General features: G+C 71.1%; 16 protein-coding genes and 1 tRNA gene. 10 read left to right on the forward strand and 7 right to left on the reverse strand.

Annotated features, from left to right (window positions below):
* Nucleotides 1-19 precede the first annotated feature (19 nt).
* Both Voc01_RS40625 and Voc01_RS40630 read right to left on the reverse strand, forming a co-directional pair.
* A tRNA-Leu gene (locus tag Voc01_RS40625) sits at nucleotides 20-103 on the reverse strand.
* A gap of 188 nt (nucleotides 104-291) precedes the next feature.
* The gene (locus Voc01_RS40630; RefSeq protein ID WP_203933038.1) at nucleotides 292-435 is read right to left on the reverse strand and encodes a GPGG-motif small membrane protein; all 144 of its coding nucleotides are present in this window, start codon (nucleotides 433-435) and stop codon (nucleotides 292-294) included.
* Between the two features lie 311 nt (nucleotides 436-746).
* Between Voc01_RS40630 and Voc01_RS40635 the strand changes: the two genes are divergently transcribed.
* The 3 genes from Voc01_RS40635 to Voc01_RS40645 all read left to right on the forward strand — a co-directional run bounded on the left by Voc01_RS40635 (nucleotide 747) and on the right by Voc01_RS40645 (nucleotide 4,144).
* On the forward strand, nucleotides 747-2,048 hold the full coding sequence (locus Voc01_RS40635) for a M20/M25/M40 family metallo-hydrolase (protein WP_203933039.1): 1,302 nt from the start codon (nucleotides 747-749) through the stop codon (nucleotides 2,046-2,048).
* 33 nt (nucleotides 2,049-2,081) lie between these two features.
* The gene (locus Voc01_RS40640) at nucleotides 2,082-2,816 is read left to right on the forward strand and encodes a hypothetical protein (protein ID WP_239160852.1); all 735 of its coding nucleotides are present in this window, start codon (nucleotides 2,082-2,084) and stop codon (nucleotides 2,814-2,816) included.
* Nucleotides 2,817-2,983: 167 nt separating this feature from the next.
* Entirely contained in the window at nucleotides 2,984-4,144 is a 1,161-nt protein-coding gene (locus Voc01_RS40645) for an exo-alpha-sialidase (RefSeq protein ID WP_203933102.1), read from the forward strand.
* Here the strand turns inward: Voc01_RS40645 and Voc01_RS40650 are convergent.
* From Voc01_RS40650 to Voc01_RS40660, 3 genes are all read right to left on the reverse strand, one after another.
* On the reverse strand, nucleotides 4,141-4,386 hold the full coding sequence (locus Voc01_RS40650) for a hypothetical protein (protein WP_203933040.1): 246 nt from the start codon (nucleotides 4,384-4,386) through the stop codon (nucleotides 4,141-4,143). The genes Voc01_RS40645 and Voc01_RS40650 overlap by 4 nt on opposite strands.
* 66 nt (nucleotides 4,387-4,452) lie before the next feature.
* Nucleotides 4,453-4,653, reverse strand: coding sequence for a DUF5703 family protein (locus Voc01_RS40655; protein ID WP_203933041.1), 201 nt, complete (start codon nucleotides 4,651-4,653; stop codon nucleotides 4,453-4,455).
* Between the two features lie 44 nt (nucleotides 4,654-4,697).
* Entirely contained in the window at nucleotides 4,698-5,666 is a 969-nt protein-coding gene (locus tag Voc01_RS40660; RefSeq protein WP_203933042.1) for an aldo/keto reductase, read from the reverse strand.
* Between the two features lie 91 nt (nucleotides 5,667-5,757).
* On the opposite strand from Voc01_RS40660, the gene Voc01_RS40665 reads away from it, so the two are divergent.
* Nucleotides 5,758-6,807 (forward strand): LLM class F420-dependent oxidoreductase, encoded by a 1,050-nt coding sequence (locus Voc01_RS40665; RefSeq protein WP_203933043.1) that lies wholly within the window; start codon nucleotides 5,758-5,760, stop codon nucleotides 6,805-6,807.
* Here Voc01_RS40665 and Voc01_RS40670 read toward each other — a convergent pair whose 3' ends face one another.
* On the reverse strand, nucleotides 6,808-7,644 hold the full coding sequence (locus Voc01_RS40670) for an undecaprenyl-diphosphate phosphatase (protein ID WP_203933044.1): 837 nt from the start codon (nucleotides 7,642-7,644) through the stop codon (nucleotides 6,808-6,810).
* A gap of 68 nt (nucleotides 7,645-7,712) precedes the next feature.
* Between Voc01_RS40670 and Voc01_RS40675 the strand changes: the two genes are divergently transcribed.
* From Voc01_RS40675 to mshC, 4 genes are all read left to right on the forward strand, one after another.
* The gene (locus Voc01_RS40675; RefSeq protein WP_203933045.1) at nucleotides 7,713-8,420 is read left to right on the forward strand and encodes an MSMEG_4193 family putative phosphomutase; all 708 of its coding nucleotides are present in this window, start codon (nucleotides 7,713-7,715) and stop codon (nucleotides 8,418-8,420) included.
* 58 nt (nucleotides 8,421-8,478) lie between these two features.
* Complete coding sequence (locus Voc01_RS40680) at nucleotides 8,479-9,039, forward strand: DUF3090 family protein (protein WP_203933046.1); 561 nt, start codon at nucleotides 8,479-8,481, stop codon at nucleotides 9,037-9,039.
* 3 nt (nucleotides 9,040-9,042) lie between these two features.
* The gene (locus Voc01_RS40685; protein ID WP_203933047.1) at nucleotides 9,043-9,834 is read left to right on the forward strand and encodes an SCO1664 family protein; all 792 of its coding nucleotides are present in this window, start codon (nucleotides 9,043-9,045) and stop codon (nucleotides 9,832-9,834) included.
* 142 nt (nucleotides 9,835-9,976) lie between these two features.
* Complete coding sequence (gene mshC / locus Voc01_RS40690) at nucleotides 9,977-11,200, forward strand: cysteine--1-D-myo-inosityl 2-amino-2-deoxy-alpha-D-glucopyranoside ligase (RefSeq protein ID WP_203933048.1); 1,224 nt, start codon at nucleotides 9,977-9,979, stop codon at nucleotides 11,198-11,200.
* A 4-nt stretch (nucleotides 11,201-11,204) separates the two neighbouring features.
* Here the strand turns inward: mshC and Voc01_RS40695 are convergent, their stop codons facing one another.
* The gene (locus Voc01_RS40695) at nucleotides 11,205-11,507 is read right to left on the reverse strand and encodes an antibiotic biosynthesis monooxygenase (protein ID WP_203933049.1); all 303 of its coding nucleotides are present in this window, start codon (nucleotides 11,505-11,507) and stop codon (nucleotides 11,205-11,207) included.
* Between the two features lie 107 nt (nucleotides 11,508-11,614).
* Between Voc01_RS40695 and Voc01_RS40700 the strand changes: the two genes are divergently transcribed.
* The gene (locus tag Voc01_RS40700; RefSeq protein ID WP_203933050.1) at nucleotides 11,615-11,758 is read left to right on the forward strand and encodes a helix-turn-helix domain-containing protein; all 144 of its coding nucleotides are present in this window, start codon (nucleotides 11,615-11,617) and stop codon (nucleotides 11,756-11,758) included.
* On the forward strand, nucleotides 11,755-11,898 hold the full coding sequence (locus Voc01_RS40705) for a hypothetical protein (protein WP_203933051.1): 144 nt from the start codon (nucleotides 11,755-11,757) through the stop codon (nucleotides 11,896-11,898). Before Voc01_RS40700 ends, Voc01_RS40705 begins: the two co-directional genes overlap by 4 nt.

Below are 11,898 nucleotides of genomic sequence, written 5' to 3' on the forward strand. Positions count from 1 at the left end.
GTTCGGTGGGGAAATGATGTGTCCGAGGGGGGACTTGAACCCCCACACCCTATACGGGCACTAGCACCTCAAGCTAGCGCGTCTGCCATTCCGCCACTCGGACCTGCGTGACCGTCCGGGTCACGCCGCGCGATTACTGTACATCGCCCCCCGCACTCCTCGCACAGGGGTTACCCCCTCCGCGGGGAGGGGCGCGAAGGGACCCGGATGCGCAGCGGCCCCGACCGGCGGGTCGGGGCCACTGTCTCTGAGAGACGCCGTCAAGAGGGGGATTGGGCGGCGCCTGCGTGGCTACGTGAAGATGCTGACCCCGCCGGGCCCCACCAGCAGCCCGACGACGATGAGCACGATGCCCCAGAGGAGCTGGCCGCGGACGATCGAGACGATGCCGGCGACCACGAGGACAACTGCGAGGATCCACAGCAGAAAGGTCATGGTGCGGAGGTACCCATGCGATTTATTTGATAAACGGGAGGTGCCGGTCGCCACACGATATTTGGGAGCGGTTCCAGATCGGCGCAGGTCGGCGCAGGGCACGGGCGTATACGCCAGGGCGCAGGGCAGGGCGGAGAGGCCAGGGGCGCAGGGCCAGGGCGAGGGCGCAGAGGCCAGGACACAGGGCAAGGACACAGCGACCAGGGCGCAGGGCCGCGGCGCAGGGCACAGGGTGTGGAGGCCAGGGCGCAGGATCAAGACACGGGTCGGCCCTGCGAACGGGGCGACAGCCTCACCCATAGAGTGAGGGCATGACCGGCACCGACGAGGTCGTTCGCATCTGTCGCGACCTGCTGCGTATCGACACCACCAACACCGGTGACCCGAAAACCACGGTCGGTGAGCGGGTGGCGGCCGAGTATGTGGCGGCGCAGCTCGACGAGGTCGGCATCGAGTCGCAGATCAGGGAGGCGGCGCCGGGGCGGACCAGTCTCGTGGCCCGGATCGAGGGGACCGACAGCAGCCGGCCCGCCCTGCTCGTCCACGGTCACCTGGACGTGGTGCCGGCCGACCCCGGTGAATGGTCGGTGCACCCGTTCGCGGGGGAGGAGAAGGACGGCTTCCTCTGGGGCCGGGGCGCGATCGACATGAAGGACTTCGACGCGATGATGATCGCGGTCGTCCGGCAGTGGGCCCGGGAGGGCCGGCGGCCCCCGCGCGACATCGTGCTCGCGTTCCTCGCCGACGAGGAGGCGGGCGGCGACTACGGCGCGGGCTGGCTGGTCGACACCGAGCCGGAGCTGTTCGAGGGCTGCACCGAGGCGATCGGCGAGGTCGGCGGGTTCTCCTACGACGTCGGCAACGACCGGCGTCTCTACCTCATCGAGACCGCCGAGAAGGGCATCGACTGGCTCAAGCTCAAGGCGAAAGGCCGCCCCGGGCACGGGTCGATGATCCACGACGACAACGCGATCACCGCCCTCAGCGAGGCCGTCGGGCGGCTCGGCCGCCATCGGTTCCCCGTCGTGCTGACGCCGACGGTCCGGGCCTTCCTGGACGAGGTGGGCGAGGCCCTCGGCATCGAGATCGACCCGGACGACCCGGAGACGGCGATCAACAAGCTGGGATCGCTGGCCGCGATCATCGGAGCCACGATCCGCAACACCGCGAACCCGACCCGCCTCGACGCGGGCTACAAGGACAACGTGATCCCGAGTACGGCGACCGCGGTGGTCGACTGTCGCACGCTTCCCGGCCAGGCCGACATCTTCCGGGAGCAGCTGCGGGCCGTCATCGGCCCGGACATCGAGATCGAGACCGGCCACCTGCACCCGGCTGTGGAGACCACGTTCGACGGTCCGCTGGTGGAGGCGATGAAAGCCGCGTTGCGCGCGGAGGACCCCGGAGCGCACGCGGTGCCGTACATGTTGTCGGGTGGCACCGACGCCAAGTCGTTCAGCCGGCTGGGCATCCGCTGCTTCGGGTTCTCCCCGCTGCGGCTGCCCGCCGATCTCAATTTCAGCGCGCTGTTTCACGGCATTGACGAGCGCGTACCCGTCAGCGGACTACAGTTCGGCGTGCGCGTACTCGACCGCTTCCTGACGGCGAGCTGAACAGACCAAGCGAGAGCGAGAGGAAGCTCAGATATGACCGACCGGCACGCCGAACTGGATGCCGCACTGGAGCGCATGATCACGGCTGCCCGGGATCACCTGGCCGCGGTGCGCGCCGCCGACGGCCGCGCCGACGACGACGAGGTCTGGCGGGCCTACGTCGAGCTCAACAACGCCTCGTTCGAGTACGACGAGCAGCTGCTCGATGCGTTCGGCGAGGTCACGCCGTGGGACGTCCAGCCGATCGACCCGAACGAGGCCGACAAGCAGTTCGGCTTCGGGGTGGGCGCCGGCGCCGGCGAGGACGAGTACGAGCACGTCATCTCGGTGCGCCAGCGGCGCGACTACCGGGTGCCGAGCGTCGCCGCGCTGCTGCGGGCCGCGGAGAGCGCGCGGCGCACCAGCCAGCAGGGCAACGAGGAGCCGGTCGCGGCGGTGGAGACCGTCGGCGAGGCCGTCCTGGAGCTCATGCAGGCCTCCGACGTGTCGCTGGGCGCGCTCGACATTCCCGAGCTCGAGTCGCTCGACGGGGTCGTCGTGGTTGCCGAGGTCGGTCAGCCGCTCGACCCGGAGGCCTTCGACGAGACCGACGGCACCGGCCCGTTCGCGCTGGAGACCGGCGACCGCCTCGTCGACCGGCTCGACGAGCACGCGAGCATCGGCTTCGACGACGAGGACGAGGAAGACGACGAAGACGACGAGGACGACGAAGAAGAAGACGAAGAGGAAGAGGAAGAGGACGAGGCCGCGTCGAACGCGACCCGCTGACAGTCGCGCGCTCACGCGCGTCCCATAGAAGCTTTCAAGGCCGCCGGCGCCACCGGCGGCCTTTCCCATTGACCCCCGTGGACTATATGGAAAGTCGTTCCATGTATGCCACACTTCCTGGACATCGATCCCCATCGAGACGGATCTGTGGAAATCGGGGTGCTGGGATGGGTCGGATCACGCTGCGCCATGCCCTCGTGGCGATGGCACTCACCGCAACTGTCGTCGCCACCGCGGCGCCCGCGAACGCGGCCGTCACGCGGATCGGACGGGTCGTGCAGGAGCCGTCGCCGTACGAGGCGCGCTTCCCCGACCTGCTCACGCTCGACGACGGCCGCATCATGGCCGTCTGGCACCGCGCGGCCGAACACCAGAACGCCGTCGGGAAGGTCCAGGTCGCGTTCGACAACCGCGACAACGGACGCACCTGGCCCGAACGCCACGACGCCCTCGCCGACATGACGCCCATGGCGGGCCGGGACATGCGCGACCCGAAGCTCGGGAAGATGCACGACGGCAGCGTGCTGCTGACCTGGTTCGTGCCCAACGACGGCGTCTACTACGCGGTGTGGCGGCCCGGCTGGAGCTACTTCGCCACCCCGCAGAAGCTGTCGGTGCCGGGAATCTCCGGCACGCTGGCCGAACACGGCGGGATCCTCGCGGTCGAGGGGTCCGACCAGGTGCTGATCCCGGTGTACACCGGCAGCGGCAACTCCTACGTCGCGAAGGCCACCTACCAGGGGACCGCGTCGTACGTGCTGCCGGTGAGCACGTTCCACACGCTGCAGACCACCTCGCAGGCCGCCGACGGCCGCGACGAGATGTGGTTCGAACCCAGCCTCGCGCAGTTCGACGACACGATCGTCGCCGTCGTGCGGCACGAACGCTGGCTGCGCACGAACAGCAGCGACCGCCTCGGCGCGCCCGCCCGGGTCGTCACCTGGAACGTGAACGCGGCGACGCCGACGTTCACCCGCGCCGACTGGAACGTGCAGGCCAGCTCGCACCACCTGCTGAAGACCGCCGACGACCGGCTGCTGTTCACCTTCGGCGACCGGGGTGTGACCTACCGGCCCACGTACGGCACGCTGATCAGCAACCCGGCCCAGCTGCCGTGGCGGCAGCCGTCGGCGGGACAGAAGGTGGTGCCGATCTACAACTCCGGCTTCGGCGACCAGGCCAACCCCTCGAGCGTGGAGACCACGCCCGGCACGTTCGTCACCGCGGGGTACAACGCCAAGAAGTGGGCGTCGTCGGAGGGTAACGGCACCTCACCCAGCGGCGGCAGCCTGTGGCTGCTGGAGACCCTGGACGACGACTATCTCTAGGAGCAGAAAGGGCTCATGGGCGCGTCGGGAGCGATCACGGCGCGCCCCGCGTACTGCCGGCGCAGGTCGCTGACCTGGGCGTCGGTCAGTTCGGCCAGCAGCAGGTGGGGCTCGATGCGGCGGGCGTGCCGCTGGGCGACGACCTCCGCGAGCACGGTGTCGTCGCGGGAGGCGATCACATACGCCAGGGTTCTGGCGTGCTCGGAGGCGTAGGCGTCGAGCAGGGGTTGGCGCCACGTCATGGTTACGCAAGATATTCTCGCGCTCACCCGTTGTAAATAGGAGTGGCGCGGTCAACCCGGAAAACTTCAGATGGACGGGCCGGGAGGCGGCTGCTGATGCCCGGGCGCGACGCGGCGCCGGAGCATCACCTGGCGGGTGCCGTCGCGGTAGAGCTGGACCCGGGCCAGCTCCCATCCCGCGTACTCGGCCTGGATGGTCAGCTGCGCCGTGGCGGTCATCCGGTCGACATTCGCGGGTAACCGCAGCGGCGCGTACTCGTAATCCATTTTCCGATATTGCCGCGCCCCGAGCCTTTGCACCAGAGGCGGAACTACAGGTCACGCTCCGGGTAGCCGCCGTAGGGCAGCGACACGTCGTCGAGCGCGACGCGGATCTCCTCCGGCAGGTCCAGCCGCTCCGACGCGAGCGACCCGACGAGCTGCGCGGCCGTGCGGGCGCCGAGGATCACCGAGCTGACGCCGGGCCGGTCACGCACCCAGGCCAGCGCGACCGCGAGCGGGGCCGCGGACAGGCCGTCGGCGGCCGTGGAGACCGCCTCGACGATCCCGCCGCAACGCGCGTCGAGGTAGGGCGCGGTGAACCGTTCGAAGTGCGCCGACGCGGCGCGCGAGTCGGCCGGGACGCCGTAGCGGTACTTGCCGGTCAGCACGCCACGCCCGAGCGGCGACCAGGCAAGCACGCCCAACCCGAGATCGGCGCACGCGGGCACCACCTCCCGCTCGATCTCGCGCTCGACGAGCGAGTACTCCACCTGGCTGGAGATCAGCGGGGTCCGGCCGGCGCACGCCTGCATCGTGGCGGCGCGGGCGGTCTGCCAGCCGGAGTAGTTCGACACGCCGACGTACCGGGCCCGCCCGGACGTGACGGCGAAGTCCAGAGCGGACAAAGTTTCCTCAAGCGGCGTGTCCGGGTCAAAACCGTGCACCTGCCACAAATCGACGTGGTCGGTGTCGAGCCGGGCCAGCGACGCGTCCAGCGCGCGCAGCAGATGCCCGCGCGACGCGTCACGGCGGCGCCGGTGCCCCGGCCGCAGCCCGGCCTTGGTGGCGATCACGACCTCGTCGCGGGGGAGCAGCCGGTGCAACAGGCTGCCGAGCACCGCCTCGGCGTCACCGTCGGCATAGACGTCGGCCGTGTCGATCAAGGTGCCACCAGCGTCGGCGAACGTCTTGAGCTGCTCGGCCGCGTCGTCGGTGTCGGTGTCGCGGCCCCAGGTCATCGTGCCCAGCGCGAGCCGGGAGACCGCCAGCCCGCTTCGGCCGAGCGGTCGCTGTTGCATGTGCCACAGGATAGGGCCACCCACGCTCCGGACCACGTACCACACATAAGGTGAGTCGACCTTCAGACGTTGATGAATCAGGGGGGTCGCCGTGCGCCTCGCGCTCAGCCTCGGATACCTGTCCAACCGCAACACCCCGGCCGACCGGCTCGCCCTGGCGCGGGAGGCCGACCGCCTCGGCCTGTCGGCCGTCTGGGTCGCCGAGGCCTACGGGTCCGACGCCGCCACGCTGCTGGCCTGGATCGGCGCGCAGACCGAGCGCATCGACGTCGGCTCGGCGATCTTCCAGATCCCCGCCCGCACGCCCACCATGACCGCGATGACCGCAGCCACCCTCGACCTGCTCACCGGCGGCCGGTTCCGGCTCGGCCTCGGCGTGTCGGGCCCGCAGGTGTCGGAGGGCTGGTACGGCGTCCCGTTCGCCAAGCCCCTCGCCCGCACCCGCGAGTACCTCGAGGTCATCGCGAAGGCGCTCGGCCGGGAGACGGTCGAGTACGCCGGCGAGCACCACACGCTGCCCGTGCCCGACGGTCCCGGCAAGCCGCTGAAGCTGATGCTGCACCCGCACCGCGAGCGCATCCCCACCTACCTGGCCGCGATCGGCCCGAAGAACCTCGAGCTCGCCGGCGAGCTCACCGACGGCCTGCTCGCCGTGTTCTGGGCACCGGAGTTCGCCGACGAGCAGCTCGCGTCGATCCGCGCCGGCCGCGAGCGCGGCGGCCGCGCCGACGAGCCGTTCGACGTCGTGCCGAGCGTCCCGCTGGTGATCGGCGATGACCTGGAGAAGGCCGCCGAGCCGGTCCGCCCGTACGCGGCCCTGTACGTGGGCGGCATGGGCAGCCGCGAGAAGAACTTCTACAACGCGCTGGCCACCCGCATGGGCTACGGCGACGCCGCCCGCGAGGTCCAGGACCTGTACCTGTCCAGGCGCCAGCGCGACGCGGCCGCCGCGGTGCCGCTGGAGTTCATCGACCGCACGTCGCTGCTGGGGCCGGTCGACCGCGTGGCCGACCGGATGCGCGAGTTCGCCGCGTCGGGCGTCACCACGCTGTCGCTGGCCATCCACGCGAACACCCTTGAGGAGAGCGTGAACCAGCTGCGGCTGGCCGCGGAGGCCTACGAGAAGTCCGGCACCGCGTAGCTACTTGGGCTCGATGACGTTCGTCGCGAGGAGGACGACCAGGAGGAGGCCCAGCGCCACCCGGTACACGATGAAGATGGTGTACGAGTGGCGGGCGATGTAGCGCAGCAGCCAGTTCACCGACAGGTAGGCCACCACGAAGCTCACCACCGTCGCCACGATGGTGTTGGTCCAGCCGACCCCGCTGGAGATGTTGTCGAACTCCTCCACGCCCTGCAACGCCGAGGCACCGGTGAGCGCCGGGATCGACAGGAAGAACGACAGCTTGGTGACCGTGACCCGGTCGAGGTCGCGCAGCAGGCCGGCCGACATCGTGGCACCCGAGCGGGAGATGCCCGGGATCAGCGCCATGCACTGCACCACGCCGATGATCAGCGTGTCCTTCCAGGTGACGTCCTTCTCGCTGCGTTGCTGGGTGGCGGCGTGGTCGGCGAAGGCCATCACCCCGCTCCACAGGATCAGCGCGCCGGCGACGAACCACAGGCTGCGCAGCGTCGTCTCGACCTGGTCCTTGAACAGCAGCGCCGCGACGACGATCGGCAGCGACCCGAGCAGCACCGCCACCGCGAACCGGAAGTCCAGCCCTTTGCGGACCTCGGCGTCGAACAGGCCCTTGAAGAACGCCGGCACGATCCGCGCGATGTCCTTGCGCAGGAACAGGATCGTCGCGGCCACCGCGCCGGACTGGATGATGACCGTGAACGCGGTGATGTCGGGGTCGTCGATGCGGTAGCCGAGCAGCTTCTCCAGGATGGTCAGGTGACCGGTGCTGGAGATCGGCAGGAACTCGGTGACGCCCTCGACCGCACCGAGCAGTACCGCTTCGAAGATGTTCACACACGCCCCCTGCTGTTCATGGCCGCTGGAGAGCATAGGCGAGAGCAACCACTAGTAATCTTGCGGCCGTGGCAACCGTCCTCCTTCTCCGCCACGGCCGCACGACCAGCAACGCAGCCGGCATCCTCGCCGGCCACCAACCCACCGAGCTGGACGACGTCGGCCGTGCACAGGCCCGCAGAGCCGGCGAGCGGCTCGCCGGCATCCCGCTCGCCGCGGTCGTCTCCAGCCCGCTGATCCGGTGCCGCCAGACCCTCGCCGAGGCGCTTCCCGCGGTCACCCCCGCGGTCGACGAGCGCTTCACGGAGTGTGGCTACGGCGATTGGACCGGGAAGGAGCTGGCCAAGCTCGCGAAGGACCCGTTGTGGAAGGTGGTGCAGGCGCATCCGAGCGCGGTCACGTTCCCCGGTGGCGAGTCGATGGCCGCGATGGCCGCCCGCGCCGTGGCCGCCGTACGCGAGTGGGACGCCACCGTCAACGCCGAACGCGGCCCCGACGCGCTGTGGGTGGCGTGCAGCCACGGAGATGTGATCAAGGCCATCGTCGCCGACGCGCTGGGGCTGCATCTCGACCAGTTCCAGCGCCTCATGGCCGACCCGGCGTCCATCACCGCGATCCGGTACACCGCCACCCGCCCGTTCGTGGTGCGGCTCAACGACTCGGGCGCCGACCTCACGTCCCTGATCCCCCCGAAGAAGACCCGCAAGCGCCGCACGGCCGCGACCAGCGACAGCGACGCCGCGGTTGGTGGCGGTGACACCGGAGGAAAGATCTGACACGGCTGTGACGCGACCCAGTCGGCGTGGGCGTACCGATACGGATATCGTCGTGGGTATGGCCCACCAGGTGTACGCGTTCGAACCGCCGGAGCGGTTCGTGGCCGGTACCGTCGGGCCGCCCGGTGAGCGCGCGTTCTTCCTGCAGGCCCGCGGCGGCGGTCGGCTGGTCAGCGTCGCCCTGGAGAAGGTCCAGGTGCAGCTGCTCGCCGAGAAGCTCGACGAGCTGCTCGCCGAGGCCAACCGGCGGTTCGGCATCGACCTGCCCACGATGGAGCTGGCCGCCGACAACGAGCCCCTCGACACCCCGCTCGACGAGGAGTTCCGGGTCGGCACCCTCGGGCTGGCCTTCGACGTCGACACGGCCACCGTCGTCATCGAGGCGATCGCGGCCGGCGAGGGCGAGATCGAGGCCGAGGAAGAGACCGACGACGACGAGGACGACGCCGACGACGACCGCGACCGCCTGCGGGTGCGGCTGACCCCGCAGGAGACCCGGGCGTTCATCGAGCGCGCCAAGCGGGTCCTGGCGTCGGGACGCCCACCGTGCCCGCTCTGCGGCCAGCCGCTCGACCCGAAGGGGCACCTGTGCCCCCGGCACAACGGGTACCACCGGTAGCTCGTGGCTTCTGAGCACACCGATCTGCTCACGCGGGGCAGCCTGGAGATCGAGGGCCGGCTCGTCGACGCGTCCAACACGACCCTGCGCGCCGAGATCACCCTCGACGACGTGACCGCCCGGTGCGTCTACAAGCCGGTGCGCGGCGAACGCCCGCTGTGGGACTTCCCCGACGGCACGCTCGCCGGCCGGGAGTACGCCGCCTTCCTGGTGTCGGAGCTCACCGGCTGGGGGATCGTGCCGCCGACGGTGCTGCGCGACGGGCCGCTGGGTCCCGGCATGTGCCAGCTGTGGATCGACGAGGACCGCCAGCGGGAGGAGCCGCTGGTCGACTTCGTGCCCGGCCGGCGCATCCCGACCGGCTGGCACCGGGTCGCCGCCGCCCGCGACGAGGACGGGCGCCCGTTCGTGCTCGCCCACGCCGACGAGCCGCAGCTGGCCCGCATGGCCGTCTTCGACGCCGTGATCAACAACGCCGACCGCAAGGGCAGCCACATCCTGTCCACCGTCGACGGCGAGGTCCACGGGGTCGACCACGGGGTCAGCTTCCACGTGGAGAACAAGCTGCGCACGGTGCTGTGGGGCTGGTCGGAGTCGCCGGTGCCCGACGACGCGCTCGACGTGCTGCGCAAGCTGCGCTCCGCGCTCGACGCCGACCTCGGCGAGACGCTCGCCGAGCACCTGACGATCCGCGAGCTGCGGGCGCTGTGCCGGCGCGTCGACACGCTGCTGCGCACGAAGGTGTTCCCGACGCCGCCGGAGGACTGGCCGGCGCTGCCGTGGCCGCCTATCTGAGGGCCGCGAGCCGTTCCAGGCGGTCGACCTCGACCCGGCCGGCGCGACGATGTCGGCCCGCTGGGAGCGGCGCACCGACGGTGGCTGGGCCCACTGGATGGACATGCGCTTCACGCGATGATCGGCGGTTAAGGTTGCGGGCATGGACCCCTGGACCTCGCACGACGTACCCGAACTGCCCGGTCGGGGCGTCCCCTTGCGGCTGTACGACACCGCGCGCGCCGCGGTGGCGGCGACCGGCACGCCCACGATGTACGTGTGCGGCATCACCCCGTACGACGCCACCCACCTCGGCCACGCCGCGACGATGATCACGTTCGATCTGGTCAACCGGGTCTGGCGCGACAACGGCCACGACGTGCGGTACGTCCAGAACGTCACCGACATCGACGACCCGCTGCTCGAGCGCGCCGAGCGCGACGGCGAGGACTGGGTGGTCCTCGCGATGCGTGAGACGGCGCTGTTCCGCGAGGACATGGAGGCGCTGCGGATCATCCCGCCGGCGTACTACGTCGGCGCGGTGGAGTCGATCCCGCGGATCGCCGCCGCGGTGGTCGACCTGATGGAGAAGGGCGCCGCCTACCGCCTCGACGACGGCACCGGCGACGTGTACTTCCCGATCTCGGCCGCGGCGGGCTTCGGCAGCGAGTCCCACTACGACCGGGAGACCATGCTGGCGCTCGCCGCCGAGCGCGGGGGTGATCCGGGACGCGCGGGCAAGCGCGACCCGCTGGACCCGCTGCTCTGGCGCGGTGCCCGCGACGGCGAACCGGCGTGGGAGGGTGGGCCGCTCGGCCCGGGCCGGCCCGGCTGGCACGTCGAGTGCGCGGTGATCGCGCTGCGGCTGCTCGGCGACCGGATCGGCGTGCAGGGCGGCGGCAACGACCTGATCTTCCCGCACCACGAGTGCTCCGCCGCGCACGCCGAGGTGCTCACCGGCACCGCGCCGTTCGCCGAGCACTACGCGCACGCCGGCATGATCGGGCTGGCCGGCGAGAAGATGTCCAAGAGCCGCGGCAACCTGGTGTTCGTCTCCCGGCTGCGCGCCGACGGCGTCGACCCGATGGCGCTGCGGCTGGCGCTGGTCGCCGAGCACTACCGCACCGACCGCCAGTGGACCGACGACGTGCTCAAGACCGGTCAGCAGCGGCTGGCCCGCTGGCGCGAGGCCGCCGCCCGCGGCGCCGGCCCCGACCCCGGTCCCGTGGTGGCCGCGCTGCGGGAGCGACTGTCCGACGACCTCGACACGCCGGGCGCCCTCGCCGTGGTCGACGGGTGGGCGGAGGCGACGCTGTCCGGCACCGGAGACGCCCCGGTCGGCGAGGTCGTGGCAGCGGTCGACGCGCTGCTGGGAGTGCGCCTCTAGGGCCTCAGGCCGCGACGGTGTCGTAGTGGCGGACCCGCTCGTCGAAGGTCAGGAGGGCCGCCCGCGCCGCGTCCTCGACGACGGCGGTGTCGGGCGGGCCGCCGGCGAACGCGGTGACGGCGGCCATCGACTCCCACAGCGTCAGCACGTGGAGGTCGACCGTGGCGCCCCTCGCGCGGCGCATCAGGTAGGCGGTCAGGAACCCGGGCACGGCCCGCAGTTCGGGGAGTACGGCGGTCCGGAAGTGCAGGTCGTACCGTTCGGCGCCCGCGGTGGTGGCGGTGGCGCGCCAGCTTCGCGCGATCATTCGGTCCCCTTTCGTCGAGACGGGCTCCAGCCTCGCCGCCGGCCGACGTTAAGTACAGTTCACGTTCGTGACGGTCGCCGAAAGCTGCGTTTACTGATGGAGCGCTGATGGACGCCCCCCGGCTGCACGTGCTCCGCATGGTCGCGCTGTCGGGCAGCCTCGCCGGTGCCGCCCGCGCGCTGCACGTGTCCGCGCCGGCCGCGGTGCCGCGATCGTCCCGAGGCTCGCCCTCACCGACCCGCACGCCGTGACGTGCACCGGCCTCGACGTGGGCAGCCGGGACATCCTGGTCGCCCACCGCCGCTCCGGCGGCCGCACGGATCCGGCGCTCGGCGCTCTGGTGTCCGCACTCGTCGGGGCGGCCAGGGCGGCCGGGTCCGTCGGAGCCTAG

Source organism: Virgisporangium ochraceum, assembly GCF_016863655.1.
Lineage (GTDB): Bacteria > Actinomycetota > Actinomycetes > Mycobacteriales > Micromonosporaceae > Virgisporangium > Virgisporangium ochraceum.